The organism is Micromonospora sp. USAFONa4, assembly GCF_057197825.1.
The window spans coordinates 1,035,385-1,055,969 of record NZ_CM170072.1 but is presented as its reverse complement, the minus strand read 5'-3'; the positions used below and the strand labels follow the sequence as shown (position 1 = coordinate 1,055,969).

Here is a 20,585-nt window from a genome sequence, read left to right as displayed (position 1 = left end):
CCCGGCCGGGGGCGGCCTTGGCCTCAGCGGGTAGCAGGAACAGAGCCAGCCATCGGTGCGGACGCTTCTTTGAGGCGTATGCCAATGAGGTCCGCTAGGTCATGAGGTGCAGGCATGGAGGGGTTATCGGCCATGCGTTTACTGGAGACTTCGAACCCTTCACGCCACTGCGGTTCGATGATCTCAAAGCCGTCCGCACGGCTTTGCTGGATGTTGCGTTGTACGGCGGGCTTAGACCACATCAGCCGGTTCATGGCAGGGACTAGGAGCACGGGGGTGGGAGCGGCCAGGATAACTGCGGTTAGCAGGCTGGGGGCGTGCCCGTGGACGACTTCAGCCAGCAGGTTGGCGGTGGCGGGAAGTACGAGGACTAGGTCGTGGCTGGTAGCCAACTTGACGTGGTTGGTGCGGAAGGAAGCTTCCGGGTCGGTGGAGTCCACAACTTCGTCGGCGAAGAGGCTAACCGTATGGGGAGGCAGGAATCGCGTTGCCGCAGCTGTCAGGACCACGGTGGTTTGACAGCCGAGTTGGGCCCGTAGGGCAGCGAGGTAGCTGGGCAGCATGACGACGGACGCGGCGCCGCAGGCGCCAATAAGGAGCCGTTTGCGGGGGGAGTTTTCTGAGGTGTCGAGGGTCTCGGTCATCATGGCGTCATCGCCTGCTAGGTGCGGCTGCGAGTGCGGGGGTGCCGGTTAGCCCGTTCATCTCGGCGATGAGGTCGAGGCGTTGCTGCGTGTTGAACTTGAAGCTGGGGCAGGGGCCGTGGCCTTCTCTCCACAGCTTGGGGCACGCGCCGCCGCAGGACGGATAGAACTCGCAGGATGAGCAGGACCGTTGGCCCTGTCCTACCTCTTGGGGCCAGTCGTCGTATGCCCCCTCAGGACGTAGATCGGCTCCCTGAGACCATGGCTGGGTGATGTCGCCGACGGCGGTGTCGGCGAGGTGGTCAACGAGCGGCTGTTCGCTGCAGGAGAAGATGTTTCCGTCGGGGGCGATGAGTTCGTCGGAGCGAGTCACGGCTGGGCAGACCACGGTCGCCGGGCTGGGAGGAAGGACCTCGAAGTTGAGCCCGAGATGGCGCATGAGTGTCAGCCATCGTGCCTCGCGCTCAGCGAAGTGCCGCTTACCTAGTTCGATGGCGCTGACATCGTTACCCCATGAATGCACGGGCTTAACGGCGAAGCGGACCCGTGGGTGAGCGAAGCCGCGTTCGGCTAGCAGCGTGAGGAGTTCATAGACGGCATCCTCGTTGTGGACGTCGACGTTGGTGCGGATGCCGAAGGTCAACCCGCTGGTTGCCTCGTCCTCGAGCGCTTGGCTGACCGCCTCCACGATCCGCCAGAACGATGTCCCACCACTCTTCAGCGGGCGATGCCTGTCGTGCGTTTCGGGCGGACCGTCGATGGTGATCTCGGCGTGCGTGACTCGACACTCCTGCGCCAGGACTCGGATCTTGCGGATGTCGAGCAGCGCCCCGTTGGTCACGATGACGGAAGCCCAGTCGAGCCCTCTATCCTCGATCAGCGGAACGAAGGATCGGGAGAGATCGCGGATCACCGCGAATCCCATCAGCGGCTCACCACCGAACCAGTCCAGACGCATCGCAGTGGTCTCAGGGTGCTGCATGATCGCGGACACCCGGCGTCGAACCGCGTCTCGGTGGTTCGCCCGAAGTGTCGTCCGGCGGTGGGTTTGGCCGCAATAGGTGCAACCCATGTTGCAGTAGGCGGTGGGAAACAGCGCTATGTGGCGCCTTGTGCGATCGCTCGTGTCCGCGACGAACCGGTTGGTGATGGTGGCAAGTTCGTCCTCGACGTCGGGGATGATCAGCTGGTAGCGGCGCAGGGTGTCCAACTGCTCCTCGTTGAGAGCCGGCACCTCACCGAGTTCCAGTTGGTTGGCGACGGCCTCCTTGACTGGTAGGACCTTGCTGACACGGGTGGCGTAGACCAGACGAACCGCGTCTCCACCAGGAGCGAGGTACGAGTTGCGGCTGATGACCTTGTACCGGCTTACCTTCTCCATGTTGCTTGTCCTCCCCGTTCGACGCCGAATGCGGTGCTTGGATACAGGGGCCGGGTGCCGCTTGTACAGCGGCACCCGGCCCTTGTAGATCTACTGCATTTTCCGAAGGGGAAAGTCAGCAGATGACGTTCACGTTGCGGTCTGCCGGTCCACCAGCAGTGGTGGTGATGAGGGCGTCGTCGAACATGTGGAGCACCTCCCCCCGTAGAGAGCCAGATGTGTCGATGGGTGCGGCCGCGAGATGAAGCTAGCTCGCATCGATTTAGTGAGTCAAGGGATCCTGTAAAAGAAACCTTGAAACATTCGATCGGCCGTTAATTCAAGAACTCTTGAATAAGGTCCGTCCGTCACGTATCGTCCACACTGTGGACGAACAGCAACCCAGGCGAGTGGCCCAGGTGGAGGTCTTGAAGTCCTTCTCCCACCCGCTGCGCCTACGTCTGTACTACGCACTCGCCAAGCGCGGCTCGGCGACTGCTACGAGCCTGGCCAAGGATGTGGGAACCACTGCTCAGCTGGCCTTCTACCATCTCTCGCGGATGGCCGAGTTGGGCGTGCTAGAGGAGGACGACGCGGCCCCTGCCCGAGGTCGGGAGCGCTACTGGAAGCGATCAACCCAGGGACTTTCCTTCACTGCCGACAGTCTCGGTTCCGACACGGTGAGTGACCTAGAGGTCCTGCACCGTGGCCAGGCTGGCATCCACTTCGAGCATCTGCAGGAGTTCTTCGCGGGCGGTCCGGACGCCGAGGACGAGTTCCGCGCCGCCGCGTTCGGCTCCGACATGGTCCTCAACCTGAGCCGCGCCGAGGTGGATCTCCTGCGCGAGCAACTCACCGAGGTGCTCCTGCGCTTCCGGAACAAAAGCCGCCCGACCGACAGCGCTGCCCCTGCCGCTGAAGAAGCGACGCGCAGCATGTTCGTGTTCGTCCATGCCTTCCCAATGAGGTGACCCTCATGACCGAGGCCACAAAGACTTCATCCGCCGTCGTCACGTCGAACCAACCACGCTGGCGGCTGCTCTGCTGGCTGACCGCCGAGCCGGTCTCCCTCATCGGAGACCAGATCTTCTTCCTGGCGATCGCGTGGACCGCCGTACAGGAGGCAGGTCCAGCCGGCGCCGGTCTGGTCCTCGCCGCAGGCGCCGTGCCCCGCGCGCTCTTCATGCTCCTGGGCGGGGCGCTCGTCGACCGCCTCGGCCCTCGACGCGTCGCCCTCAGCAGCGACATCCTGCGTGCCCTGCTCATGCTCGCGGCCGCCGTGATCGCCGCCGCTGGTGCAACGATCCCCCTGCTCCTGGCACTCGCACTGACTTTCGGCGTTATCGACGCACTTTTCTATCCCGCAACCAACGCCCTCGCCCCGCTCGTCGTAGCCCATGACCAACTCGTCCGAGTCCAGAATCTGCGCGCCCTCGGCACCCGCGCCGCCGTCCTGATCGGCGCTCCTCTCGGCGGTCTCCTTCTGGCGATCGGAGGCCCGTCCACCTCCTTCGCCGTCAACGCCGCCACCTTCGCCGTGTCGGCCGTAGCCCTGACAGCCCTACGCATCCGCCCCGTTGTGGCCGAGCAGCGGGACGGCGGCGGTGGCGTCGTCCGCCAGGCGATGCAAGGGCTCCGCTACGCCATCGGCAAGCCCGTGATACGCAACCTGCTCCTCATGGTCGCGCTGCTCGAGTTCGCGGTGAACGGGGTCATCAACACCGCTTTTCCAGCCCTCGCCGCCGAACGACAGTGGGGAGCTCAAGGCCTCGGCTGGCTGATGGCGGCCCTTGGCGCTGGCGCCGCAGCAGCTGCACTCGTCCTCATCATCATCCGACGCCTACCTGCACCAGGGCTCGTCGTCGCCGGCGCAGCCTGCGCAGGCGCCATCGTCATGAGCCTCTTCCCCGCCGCAGCCGACCTACCGGCCACCCTTACGCTCTCGGTTGCCCTCGGCGCGGTCGGCGGTGCCGTCGCCGGGATCGTCCTACCGATCATCCAAGCCGACACACCCCGCGACATTCTCGGCCGCACCATGAGCCTGTTCGCCCTCGCCACCGTCGGCGTGTCCCCACTGTCCATCGCAGCCGCCGCACTCATCACCGATCAGGCAGGGTTACGAACCGCGTTCCTCGCCGCCGCCGCCCTCGCACTCGCCGGCGCCGCCGCCTGCATTACCAGCGGACCCGTGCGCAACATAACCCTGAAGGCGACGGCACGAGCGACCTGACCAACAAGGCCATCTGCTCATCGCATGGTCAACCAGGCCTCGCTGCCGTCCACCCGGCCCGTCTGTAGCTGTCAGCTCAAACAACGCTCAGAAGTTGATCTAACGCAGGACCCGCTCAGGACTGTCTGAGAATCGATCGTTTTCCAGACAAGATCAAGATGTGTTGCCAGGATGGGTAAATTGCGTCCGAAAAACCCGTCCGAGTAGTCGGTGTGTCCAACAACGCGACGACGGGTTTATCGGGCACGCTGGACGACGTGACCCCCACCCCCACCGAGAGCGACCTGCTCGCTCCGACTCCGCTTGCAGGCGTGCTCGTCGGCTAAGGGCGGGTCTCCACCCGCGAGCAGAACCTCGCCCGCCAGCAAGCCGCACTGACTGCCGCCGGCTGCGCCAAGTGCTTCTTCGACAGGGCCTCCGGCAAGAACACCGACCGGCCCGAGCTGGCCAGGGTGTTCGAGTACATCCGGCCCGGCGATGTGCTCACCGTCGTCTCGCTCGACCGGCTCGACCGGCTTGGCCGCTCGCTGGAGGACCTGATCGGCATTGTCGGCCGGCTCAAGCGCCACGGCGTCGGATTCCAGTCCCTGCACGAGAAGCTCGACACCACAACCGCAGGCGGGATGTTCGTCTTCGCCGTGCTGGCCGAGTTCCTACGGACCATCATCGTGGCCAATACCAACGAGCGCCTGGCCGCCGCTCGCGCCCGTGGGCAACGCCTCGGCCGACCGCCAGCCATGACCCCTGAGAAGGTCGTGTACGCGCTCCAGTTGCTCGCCGAGCCCAACCGCTCCATGTCCTCCATCGCCAAACTGCTCGGCGTCTCCCGCAGCACCCTCTACAAGGCCCTACCCGAACTCACCCCACCGCAGCCCGCCAGCCGACCCACCTCGCTAGTCCTGGCCCCGCCCACCACCGGCCAGCACGACCAACTGCTCGCCGCCCCACCCCGGCTTCTCGCTTCGTGAGGCGGACCTGGGCGCGACAAGCCAGACAGCGAACCTGTGCCACCCGCCATCGATCCGATCGAACGTGAGCCATTCCCATGCTCTACTCCTTGAGAGACAGAAGCCTCTCGACTCGTCCACCTCTCGTGAGGAGGAGCTACGTGCGGAACGCTGGCGATCGTGACACCGCCCACCGAGTCCCCGTTTCCGCGTACGTGGTCATGCTGGGTTGGCATGGCCTGGTGATCGTCGCCTACTTCCTCCTCCTCGATCGGCAATCTCACACGAGGGTGAATTATGGCTACTCACCGTGGGAAGAGATGTGGATCTTCGGGGTCACCGTCGGCGCACCAGTACTCCTCGGCACCCTGCTGACTGGCGTGATCCTGCTACGGAGGCTCCTGGCGAGAAGCCGGATCAACGGCATCGTGCTCGGTACCGCCGCCGCCTCGCCGGTGCTTCTGTTTGTGGCGGTGGCCGCCGGTCCTTTCCTGCGCTGAGGATCCGAGCTGCTCGGCGGCCCAGCGTGGGCCGACGCTGGCGATGGTGGCCGAGGTCGATGGACCCTATTCTGACGTTCTTCGGTGCTCGTGGTGACTGTGGTGTTGGGGTGTACCCCAAATTGGCGACATTGCCTGACGTCAGCTGGTCTCGTCGTTGGGCGGTGGTCGGTTGTCCAGGCAGCAGCGGGTGAAGTCACGGACGGCTGGGTCGTCGTCGGCTGAGGGTGTCCACGCCACGCCGATCCGGGTCGGGCTGACGCCGGTCACCGTCCGGTAGACGACGCCAGGGCGGGCGTAGAAGCGCGCGGCGGAGGCCGGCGCCAGCGCGATGCCGTAGCCGTTCGCGACCGCGTTGAGCCACTCGTCGGGCTGATCCGTGACGGCGCCGATACGGACCGGGTGGTCCTCACGTTCGTCGGTGGCCAGCCAGTAGTCGCGCCACCAGCCCGTCTCGGGTCGGGCCGCCACGAACGGTTCGTCCCGCAGTTCCCGAAAGGCGACCTGGCCCCGGCCAGCGAAGGGATGCGCGGAGGGGAGCGCGACACAGCGGGGCTCGGTGAGCAGGACTTCGATCCGTAGCCGCTCCTGACCGGGAAACGGTAACCGGACCAGCGCGACGTCGACCTCGCCGCCGGCAAGTCCGCCGGATGGATCCGACCAGCTGGCTTGGCGCATCTCGACCCGCCAGCCGGGCCGCCGCTCCGTAAACGCGGCGATGATGTGCGAGGTCGCCTCGTTCGTGGCGCTGGGCAAGAACCCGACCCGCAGGACACAGGCGATCCGGCTGGCAGTGCTCCTGGTCTCCCGCACCGCTTCCTCCAAGGCGGCGAGCAATGCCGGCGCCCGCTGCGCCAGCGTCCGACCCGGTTCGGTCAGCGCCATGCCGGCCCGTGACCGGACGAACAACTTGGTGCCCAGCAGCACCTCAAGCTGCTTGATCTGCTTGGTGAGCGCCGGTTGCGATACCCAGAGCCGCTGCGCCGCACGGGTGAGGTTGCCTTCCGCCGCGACGGCGACGAAGTAGCGCAGCAACCGCGTCTCCACATCCATGCCGACAGGTTATAGATGCAGGTATTGGACGTGCGCTCGACGGTGCGGTGGGCTGGAGCCAGCGGGCACCCGCTCGAGAAGCTCACCACTACGGGAGAAGCCATGCCTGTCCTGATGATCCGTTACGAACTCGCTGATGAGGGCATCGCCGAGGTCGTGAAGGCGGTCGAAACCACCTTCGCCGAGTTGAGGGCCAAGGAGCCCGATGGCATCCGGTACGCCTACCTGCGCCGCGTAGGCACCACCGAATTCATCGCCCTTCTCGAGTTGGCTGAGGGCGTGGAGAACCCATTGCCAGGCATCGCAGCCGCTCGGCGCCTGCAAGCCGCCGTGGCCAAGGGGGCCGTCGGAACGGCCCCAACACCCGAACAGTTGGAGATTCTCGGCAACCACCGCATGTTCGGGTGAAGGAACCGGTATGCAAACCGTAGGCGCAGTCGTGATCGTGCTGACGATCGCCGCGAACCTCGGTATCGCGGTCGCTGACTTCGCACGAGCGCAGTTCGTCCTGGCGAACTCCGCCGAAGTGGGTGTCCCACCATCCTGGCTGCCGCTGCTGGGCACTCTCAAGGCGGCCGGGGCGGCCGGACTGGTTCTTGCGCTGCTGGGGCTCCGACCCATCGGCGTCGCCGCAGCGGCCGGTCTCGTGCTGTTCTTCGTCGGAGCGATCGCTGCGCACCTGCACGCCCGCGTACACCACAACATCGCCGTTCCTGCCAGCTATTTGGCGCTGGCCGCAGGCTCGCTGGCCTTCCTCCTCATGCAATGAACACGCCCCGCTTTCCCCTGCCCAGCGCTGGTACGGCCGGTTTCTCGATACCGAGGCCCCGACGCTGCTGGTGAGCAGCTCGAGGTCCGCGAACAACTCGTCGGGTATCCCGGCCGAACCCGGTCGTAGAGCTGCTCGCCGACGCCCCGGCGCAGCTCACTCTGACCCCGCAGACAGCCGACATGCGGCAGGTGGCGGACTGGCTGCTGCACTGGACCGTCGCGGCGGGGCATCGAGGGCGTGGTGAGCAAGCGGCTGGGCGGCCGCTATGAGCCAGGCCGGCGCGGCTGGGCGAATTTCGGGACCCGGATCGTCACGGAGGCCATCGTCGGCGGGGCGACCGGCAACATCAGCCGCCCCGAGACCGTGCTGCTCGGCCGATTCGACCGACGGGGACAGCTGCGATACACCAGCCGCTCCCACCCGCTGACCAGCGGCCAGGCCGTGGATCTGGCGTTGCTGCTCTCACCGCCGCGGCTACCACGCCGTGGAGTGGTGGCCACCCGTGGCCGCAGCCGCTGCCTGCATCGTGGTCGGGCCAGTTGGACCGGGCTGAGCCGCTGCCGTACGTGCAGGTAGAGCCGACGGTGGTGGCGGAGATCGACGCTGACGTGGCGTTCGAACACGGACGGTGGCGCCACCGGGTGCGCTACGAGAGGGCCCGGACTGACATATCGGTCTTCGATGTGCCGCTGCTCCTCGCGTGGCGGTTGCCGCCGGTCACACTTGCGGCGAGGGAGATGCCGCCCGCGTCGGTGATGACGTGGTGTTTCGAGCCTGGCTTGCGGCGGTCGACCGGGCTCGGACCGGTTTTGGGCCGCCCTTGAGCGCCCGGACGTGGGAACCGTCGATCACCGCCCGGGATCGAGTTGCCCGGTGGCACGGAGTTTGCCGAGCAGGATTGTTGCCAGACGCCGGCGTCGTTCCAGTCCCGCAACCTGCGCCAACAGGTCATCCCTGACCCGAATCCGAGCTCTTGGGGCAGGTACTCCCAGGGGATCGCGGTGTGGAGCACGAACAGGATCCCGCACAACACCTTGCGGTCATCCAGGGGCTTGCGTCCGGGGTAGCGGTGCCGGCGCGGCGGGCAGGGTGGCAGTAGCGGCTCGATCTCGAACCACAACTCGTCCGAGACGATCCAAGGCGGCTGCTCACCCCTCCTCACGTTCAGACAGAACGATCCTCACGTCCAACCGGATACGCCCAACATCATTTAGTGAGGATTTGTTGCAACTCCTAACTCCTTGAGGTTGGAGGTAACCGGGCAGTCGTGAGGATCGTTCCCGTCTGGCTGCTCAATCGGTGAGTCCGCGCCTTCGCTCTGCATGGTCGATCAGCCCTGGGTCAGACACAGAGCCGCCCACGGATGGACTCGTACCCGAAGGAGGCGGCACGAACCACGGCCGCGCCGCCGCGTCCCCAGCTCGGGGGAGCGCGGCGGCGCGTTGGTGCGGGTGGGTCAGGGGGTCCAGAGGCCGGCGGCGATCGTCCGGGTCAGGGTGGCCCGGTCGTCGTCACCGTCGAGCGACCAGACCATCGCTCCGCCGAGGCGCTCCGTGCGGATGTAGAGCGTCTTCTGCAGCACGGTGGCCGGGTCGTCGTAGGTCCAGAAGGTGGTGCCGTCGAAGAGCCAGGCGTGCCCGGTACGCAGGTCGCGGTGCACCCGGTAGCCCTGCGCGGGCAGGTTCTTCAGCACCTTGTAGTCCTCGTTGCCGGGTGCCCAGGTGCCCTGCGCCGGGCCGGTGGCCGGCTTGAACAGGCCGTTGCCGCCGCCGGTCACGCCGGTCCAGCCCTGGCCGTAGTACGGGATGCCGAGCACCAGCTTGCCGCGCGGCGCGCCCCGGTCGAGCCAGCCGTTGATGGCTCGTTCGACGGTGAAGTCCGGGTTGTCCGGAGCGGCGGCCGACCGGCGCAGCGCGGACTGCTGGTTGGTCACCGACTCCCAGGTGCCGTGGAAGTCGTAGCCCTGGATGGTGGCGAAGTCGAAGTCCTTGAAGATTTTCCTGGTCTCGAAGCTAGCGTCCATCGCGGCCGGGTTGGCCGGCAGGAACGCGGTCAGCTCGTAGTGCTTGCGGGTCACCCGGCCGTAGCCGTCGAGCTGGCGGCGGAACTCGGCGACCAGCGCGGTGAAGTTCTGCTTGTCCTGCGGGCGGATGATGTTGCCGGGCTCACCCGCCGAGCCGGGCCACTCCCAGTCCAGGTCGATGCCGTCGAAGACACCGGCGGCCGAGCCGGCCCCGCCGACCTCGCCGACCACCGGCAGGTCACCCTTGATGAACTGGTCCACGCAGGAGGTGACGAAGGCCCGCCGGGACTCCGGAGTCAGGGCCGCGTCGGAGAAGTACGTCGACCAGCTCCAGCCGCCGAGCGAGAGGAGCACCCGCAGACCGGGGTGCTTCGCCTTGAGCTTGCGCAGCTGGTCGAAGTTGCCGTTCAGCGACTCGCCGGCCGCGTCGGCGACCCCGTCGACGCTCTCGTCGGCCGACACCGGGCGCTGGTAGTCCGCCCAGACGTCGCCCGAGGCGCAGAGCCCTTCGGCGGTGACGTCGCCGAACGCGTAGTTGATGTGGGTCAGCCTCGCGGCGGCCCCGGAGGTGTCGAGCTTCTTGACCGGGAAGGCCCGGCCGTAGATGCCCCACTGGGTGAAGTAGCCGACCTGGTAGAAGCCGTCGCGCTGGGACACCCTGGACGGCGAGGCCTGGGCGGCGGCGACCGGGGTGCCGGCGGCGAGGACGGTCAGAGCGGTGACGAAGGTGGCGAGCCGGCGGGGGAACGTTCCGCGCATGTGCCCTCCCGGGCGGTTGGCGATGCGAAACAGTGAACAAACTTTCCTGATCCAGGAAGTTAAGGTGCCGCTCTCGACGGGGTCAAGGCCCTGCCGTAAGGGCATCTGGTGACCGGCCCCGATCAACCTTCCTGGTGGGTGGCGCTGGCTGGCGCTGAGGGAGCGGCCGGTCCGGTGGTGAGCGTGACGCCCACCACCGATCGAACACAGCGGCGGCGTCGGTCGCGTCCAGGGAAGTGGTGTACGACCTGCCCATGATGGGCGTGTTGTGCAAATAGGAGACGGCCCTCGCTCGATCGTTCGAGAGGGCTGAATCGACCCGCACTACGGCCTGGAAATCACCCTGCCGCTGGCGGTGGCCGAGTACGACGTGGTGTCGGCGCTGCATTTGAACAGGCCCGAACCCGTACGCCCGTTGTCGCCGTGCGTCGTCCGGCGACCGTAAGCGGAAGAAATAGACGTCCGCGGCAGTGTCGCCTTTTTGACTATGCCGCCTCGGTGCGGGTGACTAATTGCTGGTAGAAGGTGTCGAACCCGCTCGAGGGCGGGTGCCTCCCGACAGTTCTGTTGTAATCGGCCCCTTGCATGAACCGATTCGGCGATGGATAGTGACGTCCGGACGGTGACGGCTTGACTACAGTCCGTAATGAGCTTGTCTCGCCGGTACCGTGCCGCCATCCCGTGTGTCGACGACACGAAATGGTGGCATACGTCAGAACACCCCTCAAGCAGAAAGGACCACTATGCCTTTGTCGGAGGCGGACCTAAAGATTCTCGGAGACACGCCGATCACGATCGAGTCGACCGTCTTCCCGGAAGTCTTCCTGCGGATGGACGGGACCGGAGTCCCCGCCAACATGGCGGGCGGCGGCACGGTGAACTGTAACTTCCGGGTGGGTGACAAGCAGAAGTTCAAACTTCGCCCGCAGGCCAACGGCACCTTCTCGATCGAGTCCATCGCTTTCCCGAACGTGTTCCTGCGTATGGTGGGTAGCGGTGTGACCTCTCCGACTGACAGTGGTGGCGGGCTTGTCAACTGTCAGATCAACGCCAATGGTGGTGGCGACGAGACCTTCTGGTTCCGCCGCCAGGCCAACGGCACGTACTCGATCGAGTCGGCCAGCTACCCTAACGTTTTCCTCCGGATGGACGGCACTGGCGTGACCAGTTCCACCGCTCAGGGTGGCGGGAAGGTGAACTGTCAGTTCAAGGCCAACGGCGGGCCCTACGAGACGTTCAAGCTCCATATGGCCGACCAGACGCTAGACTTCCCCAATGCCGAGTTGCAGCAGCAGAACATGTGGTGCTGGGCCGCGAGTTCCATCAACATCGAAAAGTTCTACAACGCGGCCTCTCTGTGGACCCAGTGCTCACTCGTCAACGACCAGTTCGGCTTGAACAACTGCTGCGGTCCTGCGGGCGCGGCTTCCCCCTGCAACAACGGGAACTGGCCGACCGGATCGCTGCGGCGGATGAACCGTCTGCGAGAGGAGCTTCTCCGGGCCTTGACGCCGGTGGAGGTCGCCGCCGAGTTGACGAAGGGGCAGCCGGTCGGGGTCGATACCCATTGGCGGGGCGGCGGCGGCCACATCGTCGTGATCCACGGGCGCTGGGAGGCCGACGGCACGGAGTGGCTCAGGATTCACGACCCCTGGGACGGGTTCGTCAATGTCGAGTTCAACACCTTCAGGGACAACTATACCGCCGCCCGCGGCGTGTGGTCCCGTAGCTACACGACTGTGCGCTGAGGAGTCCAGGATGCCGATTAACGTTCCCGAGCCACCGCCCGGCATGGGTGACAAGGTCAAGTCAAAGCTTCACCGGTTCGCCAGCGAGGGCCGATTCGCCGGCAAGGGGCTGCGTGGGGCCAACAAGGAGACGCTCGATGTGTCCACCCCGCACCAGGTCTTCACGATGGGGCTCGACGACGTCCTGGCCGGTGCGGGCATCGAACGGGCACAGCCGGCGGGCTGGCGTTATCTCGTCGAACAGGCGGGGCAACCGGTCGCCAGCGCGGAAACCGTAGCCGGGCCGGACGGAACCCAGGAGGTCTCACAATTTAGCGAGGGGCCGTTCGTCGCCGCCACCGACAAGGCGTTGAAGATCGTCCGCAAGCTGCCCAAGCTGGAGGCCGCCGGATTTGAGTTGCGGCTCCTGCGTATCCCGGCCGTCTACCAGATGGCGTTGTGGCTGCACTCCGCAAAGGAGGATCTGCTGGTGCCGTTGGCGCCCTCGTCGATCGGCAAAGAAGGAAAGGCCATGCCTGCGTCCGAGTTCTTCACCGACCTGGCCGAGCTGGCCCGCTCGACGTCCTTCCGAAATGAACCGAGCTGACACTCACCCTCGCGCTCAGGCCCCGGCAAGGTCGTGGCGGCATCTGACTTGAGTGGACGGGATCAGAAGCGCCGCTGTAGATGGCCGTCCGAAGGACTCGAACCCCTTAACCCTGATCAGTAGGCTGCAGCCGGTGTGGGGTTCACATGAGTGAACCCCACACCGCTGTGACCGTTAGCGTAGTTTGTTGAATCCGGATTAGCCGGCTCCGATCTTGGTGCCCCGGAAGGGTTCGACCAGAGCGCTACGCCGTTTCCGGTGCCGTAGTGGCGTAGGTGCCGCCCGAGTCGTCGAACACCTTCCTGACCGCTGCCGACAACCGGGCACGCCGGTCATCGCGGCGGGTTGGCGGCCGGTCACGCCATTTGTAGAACCATGACTCGGCCACTCCCAGGGCCCGGCAGGCCAGCGCGTGCGGTACGGGATGCTCGGTCCTCTGGGAAGCGATGAAGGCGGCCACGCTCACCGGCCCGTCGCCTCTTTGACCCACAGGACCACGGATCGCTTGAGGACATCATGCTCCATCGCCAACTCGGCGTTCTCCCGCCGCAGCCGGGCCAGTTCCGCCCGCTCGTCCTCGGCCAACTGCCCGGCAGCAGCCTCACCGCGAGCCTCGCGGTCCCTCTTCACCCAGTTCGCCAGAGTCCCGTTGTCGATCCCCAAGTCCCGGGCTAGCTGAGCGATCGACTTACCCGTCTCACGCACGATGCGCACCGCGCCCGCCCGGAACTCCGGATCGAACTGGCGTCTCGTCTCAGCCATGAACCTCTATCCCTCAAGCTCTGGCCTCCACGCTACGAGGGGAAGGGCGGATCGGCCTCCGCCACCGGCCGGGAGGGGCTCGAGGTCGTGCGCGGTTGGCGGCAGCATCTTCCCGACTCCGGGCAGCCGGTGCGTACCACGGTGAACCGGCGAAGATCGTGAGCCGCCGCATGCTCCGAAGCCGATCCTGTCCGTCGGCACGTGGCGACACGTGATCTTCGGCTGACCAACTCTGCCCATCGTTATCACTATCGATAGTGATAACGTTGCTCCCATGGGAATCTCCGGGGAGCGATGGGCTGAGCTGGCGTTGCACCCTGTGCGTATCCGCGTACTCAGGGTTGTCGCCGGGGCTCGGCTGACGACGCAGGACATCGCGGCGCGGCTGCCGGACATTCCGCACGCCACGCTGTACCGACACCTGGCGACGCTGGTCAAAGCCGGCCTGATCGAGGTGGTGGACCGACGCAAGATTCGCGGTGCGGTGGAGCGGGTCTACACGCTGCCCACCCACGGCGCAGCGTTGGACGCCGCGGCCTTGACCACGGCGACGCCCGAGGATCACGCCCGGTACTTCACCGCGTTCGTATCGAGCCTGCTGGCCGAATTCTCCCGCTACCTCGCCCGCGAGCGGATCGACTTCGCCGCGGACGGGGCGGGTTACCAGCAGCTCGTACTTCACCTGACCGACGCGGAGCTGGCAAAGTTCGCCGCCGACCTCAACCAGATCATCGGGCCGCTGCTCGGCAACGAGCCCGGCAGGGGCAGGGTGCCTCGCCTGCTGGCCACCGTCCTGCTGCCGGCCGACCAGCCGGCAGGGTCCGAGACCACACCACAGGCGCCGGAGCAGAACGAAGGTCCCGGCACGACGGAGGAAAGTGTCTGATGGCTTCAGTCACGGTTACCGACGACTTCATCGACATCCGGTTCACCAGATGGGAGCGGCTCTGGATCGGACGGGAGCGGTTGGCCATCCCGGTCGCCGGGGTGCGGCGCGTGTCTTTCGTGGCCGAACCCCTGGGTCTCGCGCGCGGCGCCCGGCGCGGGATCGTGGTGTCCGGGTTCCTCAAGATCGGTGTCTGGGGCATCTTCGGCGGTGCCCGTCAGCTCATGGTGGCCCGCCGGAGTGAGCCGGGACTTCACCTCGTCCTGGACCGTCCGTCCACCGGTGGGGAGTTCGACGAGGTGGTGCTCTCCGACGCGGCCGGAGCCAGGACTGCGGACGCGATTGCAAGCGCGATGGCGGCACGCGCATGAGCGGCGACCGCCAGACGATCGAAATCTCGCACCTGACCAAGCGGTACGGCCGGGTCACCGCGGTACGCGACCTGAGCTTCACCGTCCTGCCGGGGGTGATCACCGGTTTCCTGGGCCCGAACGGTGCCGGCAAGACCACCACGATGCGCCTGCTGACAGGCCTTGTATCGCCGACGTCCGGCACCGCGACGATCGGCGGTCGGCCGTACCGGCAGCTGCAACGGCCGTCGTCCACGGTCGGCGCGGTGTTCGACGCGGACGCGTTCCACCCCGGCCACACCGCCCGGGAGCACCTGCGTGTCTACGCCGCGTTGGGCGGCTACCCGGACAGCCGGGTGACCGACCTGCTCGACCTGCTCGGCCTCACCGATGCCGCCGACCGCCGTACCCGAGGGTTCTCCACGGGCATGCGACAGCGGCTCAACCTCGCTACAGCGCTGCTCGGTGACCCGCGGGTGCTCCTGTTGGACGAGCCGAGCAACGGCCTCGATCCCGAAGGGATGCTGTGGCTGCGGGGGTTTCTGCGCCGGCTGGCAGACGAGGGACGCACCGTCCTGATCTCCAGTCACGTCCTCAGCGAGGTTCAGCAGCTCGTCGACGACATCGTGGTGATCCGCAACGGCGAGCTCGTGGCCGCCGGGCCCTGGTCGCGCCTCGCCGGACCGCCGGCGGTGTTGGTGAGCTCCCCGGACGCCGACCGGCTGACCGCCGTCCTCCAGGCCAGCGGGCAAGTCGGCCGTGCGCTGCGGGTCGAAGCTGCCGATGGCGGCCGTCTACGCGTACGGGGACTAGACGCACCCGGCATCGCCGACCTCGCCGCCGCGCACCAGCTGCGAGTGCACGAGCTGGTCACCGAGAACACCAGCCTCGAACAACTGTTTCTGCAGCTGACCGCCGAAAGGGTAACCGTCGCATGAAGCATCTGATCAGAGCCGAAGCCCGTCGGCTGCTCGCCACCCGGATGTGGAGCGGACTGCTGCTCACCGCAGCCTTGCTCGGCGGCGGCATGATGGCCGCGATGGCACTCGTCGGACCGGAGAACTTCGACCCACCAATGCCCGGACTGGACACCGAGAGCGGCATCCGCTCGATCCTCGGCATCCTCGGCTACACCGCGTTCGTGCCGGCCGCCGTCGGCGCACTCGCCGTGACGTCTGAGTACCGGCACCGCACCGCCGCCGTCACCTTCCTGTTCGAGCCTCGCCGCTGGCGGGTCCTCGCCGCCAAACTAGCCACCTACGGCATCGCCGGACTGGCGTACGGGCTGATCCTCGCCGGCTGCGCCGCCGCAGCCCTGTTCGCCGTCGCCGCTGTCCGCGGCATCTCGCTTGGCCTGTCGACCGGCACCGTGCTCGAGCTGCTCGCCCGGATCGGCCTCGCCATGGTCGTCTACCTCCTGATCGGCGTCGGCACGGGTGCCCTGATCCGCAACCAGGTCGCGGCCCTGTGCGTCGTGATCGGCTACCTGTACGTGGGCGAACCGCTGCTCATGATGATCCCCGGCGTGAACACGCTCTACCCGGTGCTGCCCGGCGGTGCCACAGCATCCCTGACCGACTTCACCTACCTCGCCGACGCCATGTCGCAGGAACTCGGCAGTACCGCCGTCACCCTGCTACCGCCGGCCGCCGGCGCGTTGCTGCTCACCTTCTACGCACTCGCCGCATCCCTGATCGCCGTCGTCCTGCCCATGCGCCGCGATCTCACATGATCAACCCCGCACTCGCTTGCGGACCGAAAGAGCGCGCATTGCCTCTGACCAACCTTCAGTGATCGGCCCCTCGCGGCTTTTCGCTCCCTGGCGTCCGAACGAGGGCTACTGGACCGTGGCTCAAGTCTTGTCGCGCTCTTGATTGCGCTTGCGTTCGCTCCCTGTCTCCCCGAGCACACGCTCTCTTCCCGGCGGACGGAGAAGGTGCCTGCGGCGGCGGCCAGGACTGCAGCCTCCGCGGCCCGTTCCGGAAGTTGCGGGTCCGGATTGGCACGCAGGAGCACCAACTGGTGGTAGAGCGGCGCCGTGGCGGCGATCAGCAGGCTCCGCGCGTCCGTGTGCTGTGCGGGGAGTTCACCGCGCTCGACGAGGATCCCGCATTGGGCGTACCGGTCCGCCCAGAGCTGTGTCTGGGCCCGCGCGACCTGCCCGGCTGGCACGTCGTACTCCAGATCGGCAAGTACACCGCCCCCGAAGAACTCGGCACCATCCCGTCCAACGTCGAAGTGCACTCCTGGGTCCCGCAGCGGGCGGCCCTGAAACAGACCGACGGGTCAGGGCGCAGCGCGGAACTCGCCGTTCGACCGAAGTCATGATATCGCTAACATGACTTGACATCGATTTCCCTGACCGAGGTTGCCGGCCGGGGCGCCCAGCCGGGATCTCGCGGTCCGGCGGGGCCGACGCCGGCTTCTCGCTCGCCAAACCCGATCTCGCGGACGTGCGCCACCGGCGATGCGCGCGGCGCCCGGCGCGCTCCGGCTGTGCCCCGGAGGTGTGGGCATTGAGTCGCCGACACGTATTGACGAACGTAATGTGATCGCTCACTCTCGATGTCGAGGATGACGGCACCTGTGGCTCACCGGGCGAGCTCGCTGGCCGAACCTCGCGTCCAGGGCATGCCCAGGGGTGCGCGGACGTCGCTTCAGGACCATCAGCAGCTGTGTGCGACAGCCGGTCGGACTGCCCGTGCCAGCGCGGACCGGCCGACGACGAGCGGCGGGGCGCAGCTGGGCGGCGTCGCCACCCACCCGTCTGACCGTCCGCGAGGCGCGTCCGCCGTACCGGACCGGCTTGCCCGAGCGAACTGGCTCATCACCACCACCGGATTCAGTGGAAAGGAATGCCATGAGATCCAAGAGAACCCTGCTGTCGACGATGGCCCTCGCCGTCGCGTTGACCGCGGGTATGACGGTGGCGCTAGCCCCGACGGCCAGTGCCGGGACGACCCTGAAAGCGTCCGCCGCCGAGAAGGGTCGCTACTATGGCGCGGCCGTCGCGACGGGCAAGCTCTCCGACAGCCAGTACGTTGGCATTCTCAACCGCGAGTTCAACAGCGTTGTCGCCGAGAACGAGATGAAGTGGGACGCCACCGAGCCGCAACAGGGTCGGTTCAGCTACACGGGCGGTGATCGTCTCGTCAGTCACGCTCGGGCCAACGGCATGAGCGTGCGGGGTCACGCCCTGCTCTGGCACGCGCAGCAGCCGGGCTGGGTTCAGAGCCTCTCCGGTAGCGCGTTGCGCAACGCCGCGATCAACCACGTCACCCAGGTCGCCACCCATTTCCGAGGCCAGACCCACTTCTGGGACGTGGTGAACGAGGCGTTCGCCGACGGTGGCAGCGGCGGTCGGCGTGACTCCAACCTGCAACGCACGGGCAACGACTGGATCGAGGCGGCGTTCCGCGCCGCCAGGGCGGCCGATCCCGGCGCGAAGTTGTGCTACAACGACTACAACACCGACGGCGTCAATGCGAAGTCGACCGGTATCTACAACATGGTGCGGGACTTCAAGTCCCGGGGCGTGCCGATCGACTGCGTCGGTTTCCAGTCCCACCTTGGCACCACGCTGCCGGGTGACTACCAGGCCAATCTGCAGCGCTTCGCCGACCTCGGGGTCGACGTGCAGATCACCGAGCTCGACGTCATGAAAGGCTCCAACCAGGCCAACATCTACGCCGCGGTCACGCGCGCCTGTCTGGCTGTCTCGCGTTGCAACGGCATCACCGTGTGGGGTGTGCGGGACAGCGACTCCTGGCGCGGCACCGACGACGCCCTGCTCTTCGATCGATCAGGCAACAAGAAGCCGGCGTACACCTCCGTCCTCAACGCCCTGAACGAGGGTGGCAGCCCACCCACTACGCCGCCACCGGGCTCCCCGGTGGACACCAGTGCCTGGTACGTGCTGGTGAATCGGAACAGCGGCAAGGCGTTGGACGTGTACAACCTCGCCACCAATGACGGTGCGCGGATCACGCAGTGGGCGCGGAACAACGGCAACCAGCAGCAGTGGCAGTTCGTGGACTCGGGTGGTGGCTACTACCGGTTGAAGTCCCGGCACTCCGGCAAGGTGCTGGACGTCTACAACTTCTCCACCTCCGACGCCGCGGCGATCGTGCAGTGGAGCGACGGCAACGGCACCAACCAGCAGTTCCGGCTCGCCGAATCAGCCGGGGGTTACGTGCGCGTGATCAACCGTAACAGCGGCAAGGCCGTGGAGGTGCAGGGTGGGTCCACCGCCGACGGGGCGAACATCGTCCAGTACACCGACTGGGGCGGCAACAACCAGCAATGGCAACTGATCCGCATCGGGTAGCTGGTCTTCCGTTCGGTGGCGCGGACAGCATCCGTTCGCGCCACCGCAGGCGGGCAACCGGCCAGGGACGTGCGCCGGTGGCCGTATCGCGCCCGTACGACGAACACCGTGCTGACGCCGAACGTCGCACGCACACCGGGCCATCCGCGTGCGTTCCGCTCACGGGTGACCCCGACCAGAGGAGTGGACCATGAATGCCATCGGTGCGGCTCGTCCCGCCCTTCCACGGAGACATCGCTGGCGGTCAGGGCTGGCCGCAGCGGCTGCGGCGGTCATCGCGGCCGGCATGCTGGTCGCCGTGAACGCGGCCCCTGCGGCCGCGGCGACCGTGGACACCAGTGCCTGGTACGTCCTGGTGAACAGGAACAGCGGCAAGGCGCTGGACCTCTACGCCTCGGCCACCAACGACGGTGCGCGGATCAGCCAGTGGACGCGGAACGACGGGGCGAACCAGCAGTGGCAGTTCCTGGACTCAGGTGGCGGCTACTACAGGCTGAGGTCCCGGCACTCCGGCAAGGTCCTCGACGTGCACAACTGGTCGACCGCCGACGGCGGAGCGATCGTGCAGTGGTCCGACACCAACGGGACGAACCAGCAGTTCCGGCTCGCGGACTCGGACGGCGGTCACGTCCGGCTGATCAGCCGGCACAGCGGCAAGGCCGTGGAGGTGCAGGGTGCCTCCACCGCCGACGGTGGCAACATCGTGCAGTACTCCGACTGGAACGGCGCCAACCAGCAGTGGCAGCTCGTCCGCGTGGACAGCGGCAACCCGCCGTCGGGAGGCACCGGGTGCGGTAGGGCACCGACGCTGTCCAGCGGCACGCACACGATTCAGAGCAACGGCAAGAGCCGCTCCTTCATCCTGCGGGTGCCCACCAACTACAACAGCAACAACCCCTACCGGCTGATCTTCGCGTTCCACTGGCGCGGCGGCACCATGCAGGAGATATCCTCGGGCGGCACCAGCGGGACGGCCTGGTCCTACTACGGGCAGCAGGAGCAGTCGAACAACAGCGCGATCTTGGTCGCGCCCCAGGGGATTGGCAACGGCTGGGGCAACGCCGGCGGCGAGGACGTCACCTTCGTCGACGACATGATCAGACGGATCGAGAGTGACCTCTGCGTCAACCCGAGGCAGCGGTTCGCCCTCGGCTTCAGTTGGGGCGGCGGCATGAGCTATGCGCTCGCCTGCGCGCGGGCCGCTGTCTTCCGGGCGGTCGCGGTCATCTCCGGCGCACAGATCAGCGGGTGCAGCGGCGGTACGCAGCCCATCGCGTACTTCGGGCTGCACGGCATCTCGGACAACGTCCTGAACATCTCGCAGGGGCGGTCGTTGCGCGACACGTTCGTCCGGAACAACGGTTGCACCGCCCAGAACCCGCCCGAGCCGGGGCCGGGCAGCCGTACGCACATCACGACCACCTACTCCGGCTGCAGGGCCGGCTACCCGGTCCAGTGGGCCGCGTTCGACAACGGTCACATGCCCGGACCGGTGGACGGGACGTACGCCGAGAGTGGCGTCACCACCTGGACCAAGGGTGAGATCTGGAGGTTCTTCGCGCAGTTCTCGTGACGCAGACGGGTCAGGCGGCGCCGGCCCCTGCCTGCTGGGGGTGACGCGTGGTTCCTGCATGACCG

20 protein-coding genes and 1 pseudogene are annotated in these 20,585 nt (G+C 66.8%); 15 read left to right on the top strand and 6 right to left on the bottom strand.

All coding sequences use genetic code 11. The features are described 5' to 3' along the window. Nucleotides 1–23: 23 nt before the first annotated feature. Nucleotides 24–644: a flavoprotein gene (locus tag AC0OO9_RS04050; protein WP_484515694.1), complete on the bottom strand. Its 621-nt coding sequence runs from the start codon at nt 642–644 to the stop codon at nt 24–26. A gap of 7 nt (nt 645–651) precedes the next feature. Continuing rightward, nucleotides 652–2,025 carry a radical SAM protein gene (locus AC0OO9_RS04045; protein WP_484515692.1) on the bottom strand — a complete coding sequence of 458 codons (1,374 nt, stop codon included), beginning with the start codon at nt 2,023–2,025 and terminating at the stop codon, nt 652–654. Between the two features lie 365 nt (nt 2,026–2,390). Here AC0OO9_RS04045 and AC0OO9_RS04040 point away from each other — a divergent pair, with 365 nt between their 5' ends. The 4 genes from AC0OO9_RS04040 to AC0OO9_RS04025 all read left to right on the top strand — a co-directional run bounded on the left by AC0OO9_RS04040 (nt 2,391) and on the right by AC0OO9_RS04025 (nt 5,681). Further along, nucleotides 2,391–2,975 (top strand): ArsR/SmtB family transcription factor, encoded by a 585-nt coding sequence (locus tag AC0OO9_RS04040; protein ID WP_484515690.1) that lies wholly within the window; start codon nt 2,391–2,393, stop codon nt 2,973–2,975. A gap of 5 nt (nt 2,976–2,980) precedes the next feature. Further along, nucleotides 2,981–4,234: an MFS transporter gene (locus AC0OO9_RS04035; RefSeq protein ID WP_484515689.1), complete on the top strand. Its 1,254-nt coding sequence runs from the start codon at nt 2,981–2,983 to the stop codon at nt 4,232–4,234. Nucleotides 4,235–4,608: 374 nt separating this feature from the next. Beyond that, entirely contained in the window at nt 4,609–5,202 is a 594-nt protein-coding gene (locus tag AC0OO9_RS04030; protein WP_484517844.1) for a recombinase family protein, read from the top strand. Between the two features lie 140 nt (nt 5,203–5,342). Next, nucleotides 5,343–5,681, top strand: coding sequence for a hypothetical protein (locus tag AC0OO9_RS04025; RefSeq protein WP_484515687.1), 339 nt, complete (start codon nt 5,343–5,345; stop codon nt 5,679–5,681). A 141-nt stretch (nt 5,682–5,822) separates the two neighbouring features. Here AC0OO9_RS04025 and AC0OO9_RS04020 read toward each other — a convergent pair whose 3' ends face one another. Continuing rightward, a complete protein-coding gene (locus AC0OO9_RS04020) occupies nt 5,823–6,734 on the bottom strand; it encodes a LysR family transcriptional regulator (RefSeq protein ID WP_484515685.1) in 912 nt (303 codons plus the stop codon). 15 nt (nt 6,735–6,749) lie between these two features. Between AC0OO9_RS04020 and AC0OO9_RS04015 the strand changes: the two genes are divergently transcribed. Then, entirely contained in the window at nt 6,750–7,142 is a 393-nt protein-coding gene (locus AC0OO9_RS04015; protein WP_484515683.1) for a hypothetical protein, read from the top strand. 31 nt (nt 7,143–7,173) lie between these two features. Then, nucleotides 7,174–7,503, top strand: a complete 330-nt coding sequence (locus AC0OO9_RS04010; RefSeq protein ID WP_484515681.1) for a DoxX family protein — start codon at nt 7,174–7,176, stop codon at nt 7,501–7,503. A gap of 904 nt (nt 7,504–8,407) precedes the next feature. Here the strand turns inward: AC0OO9_RS04010 and AC0OO9_RS04005 are convergent. Then, nucleotides 8,408–8,641 (bottom strand): annotated as a pseudogene (locus tag AC0OO9_RS04005) (transposase); the annotation flags it as partial. A gap of 321 nt (nt 8,642–8,962) precedes the next feature. Next, the gene (locus AC0OO9_RS04000; protein WP_484515680.1) at nt 8,963–10,288 is read right to left on the bottom strand and encodes a glycoside hydrolase family 18 protein; all 1,326 of its coding nucleotides are present in this window, start codon (nt 10,286–10,288) and stop codon (nt 8,963–8,965) included. A 743-nt stretch (nt 10,289–11,031) separates the two neighbouring features. On the opposite strand from AC0OO9_RS04000, the gene AC0OO9_RS03995 reads away from it, so the two are divergent. Beyond that, nucleotides 11,032–12,036 (top strand): papain-like cysteine protease family protein, encoded by a 1,005-nt coding sequence (locus tag AC0OO9_RS03995; RefSeq protein ID WP_484515678.1) that lies wholly within the window; start codon nt 11,032–11,034, stop codon nt 12,034–12,036. Nucleotides 12,037–12,046: 10 nt separating this feature from the next. Further along, a complete protein-coding gene (locus AC0OO9_RS03990; protein WP_484515676.1) occupies nt 12,047–12,622 on the top strand; it encodes a hypothetical protein in 576 nt (191 codons plus the stop codon). A gap of 462 nt (nt 12,623–13,084) precedes the next feature. Here AC0OO9_RS03990 and AC0OO9_RS03985 read toward each other — a convergent pair whose 3' ends face one another. Beyond that, complete coding sequence (locus AC0OO9_RS03985; RefSeq protein ID WP_484515674.1) at nt 13,085–13,384, bottom strand: transposase; 300 nt, start codon at nt 13,382–13,384, stop codon at nt 13,085–13,087. A 274-nt stretch (nt 13,385–13,658) separates the two neighbouring features. Here AC0OO9_RS03985 and AC0OO9_RS03980 point away from each other — a divergent pair, with 274 nt between their 5' ends. From AC0OO9_RS03980 to AC0OO9_RS03950, 7 genes are all read left to right on the top strand, one after another. Beyond that, the gene (locus tag AC0OO9_RS03980) at nt 13,659–14,270 is read left to right on the top strand and encodes a helix-turn-helix domain-containing protein (RefSeq protein ID WP_484515672.1); all 612 of its coding nucleotides are present in this window, start codon (nt 13,659–13,661) and stop codon (nt 14,268–14,270) included. Further along, entirely contained in the window at nt 14,270–14,641 is a 372-nt protein-coding gene (locus tag AC0OO9_RS03975) for a hypothetical protein (RefSeq protein ID WP_484515670.1), read from the top strand. Before AC0OO9_RS03980 ends, AC0OO9_RS03975 begins: the two co-directional genes overlap by 1 nt. Next, nucleotides 14,638–15,558, top strand: a complete 921-nt coding sequence (locus AC0OO9_RS03970; RefSeq protein ID WP_484515669.1) for an ABC transporter ATP-binding protein — start codon at nt 14,638–14,640, stop codon at nt 15,556–15,558. The genes AC0OO9_RS03975 and AC0OO9_RS03970 overlap by 4 nt, the downstream gene beginning before the upstream one ends. Beyond that, nucleotides 15,555–16,352, top strand: coding sequence for an ABC transporter permease (locus tag AC0OO9_RS03965; RefSeq protein ID WP_484515667.1), 798 nt, complete (start codon nt 15,555–15,557; stop codon nt 16,350–16,352). The genes AC0OO9_RS03970 and AC0OO9_RS03965 overlap by 4 nt, the downstream gene beginning before the upstream one ends. A 290-nt stretch (nt 16,353–16,642) precedes the next feature. Next, complete coding sequence (locus AC0OO9_RS03960; protein ID WP_484515666.1) at nt 16,643–16,948, top strand: hypothetical protein; 306 nt, start codon at nt 16,643–16,645, stop codon at nt 16,946–16,948. A 532-nt stretch (nt 16,949–17,480) separates the two neighbouring features. Next, nucleotides 17,481–18,947 carry an endo-1,4-beta-xylanase gene (locus tag AC0OO9_RS03955; protein WP_484515664.1) on the top strand — a complete coding sequence of 489 codons (1,467 nt, stop codon included), beginning with the start codon at nt 17,481–17,483 and terminating at the stop codon, nt 18,945–18,947. 190 nt (nt 18,948–19,137) lie between these two features. After that, on the top strand, nt 19,138–20,520 hold the full coding sequence (locus AC0OO9_RS03950) for an RICIN domain-containing protein (protein ID WP_484515662.1): 1,383 nt from the start codon (nt 19,138–19,140) through the stop codon (nt 20,518–20,520). Nucleotides 20,521–20,585: the final 65 nt, after the last annotated feature.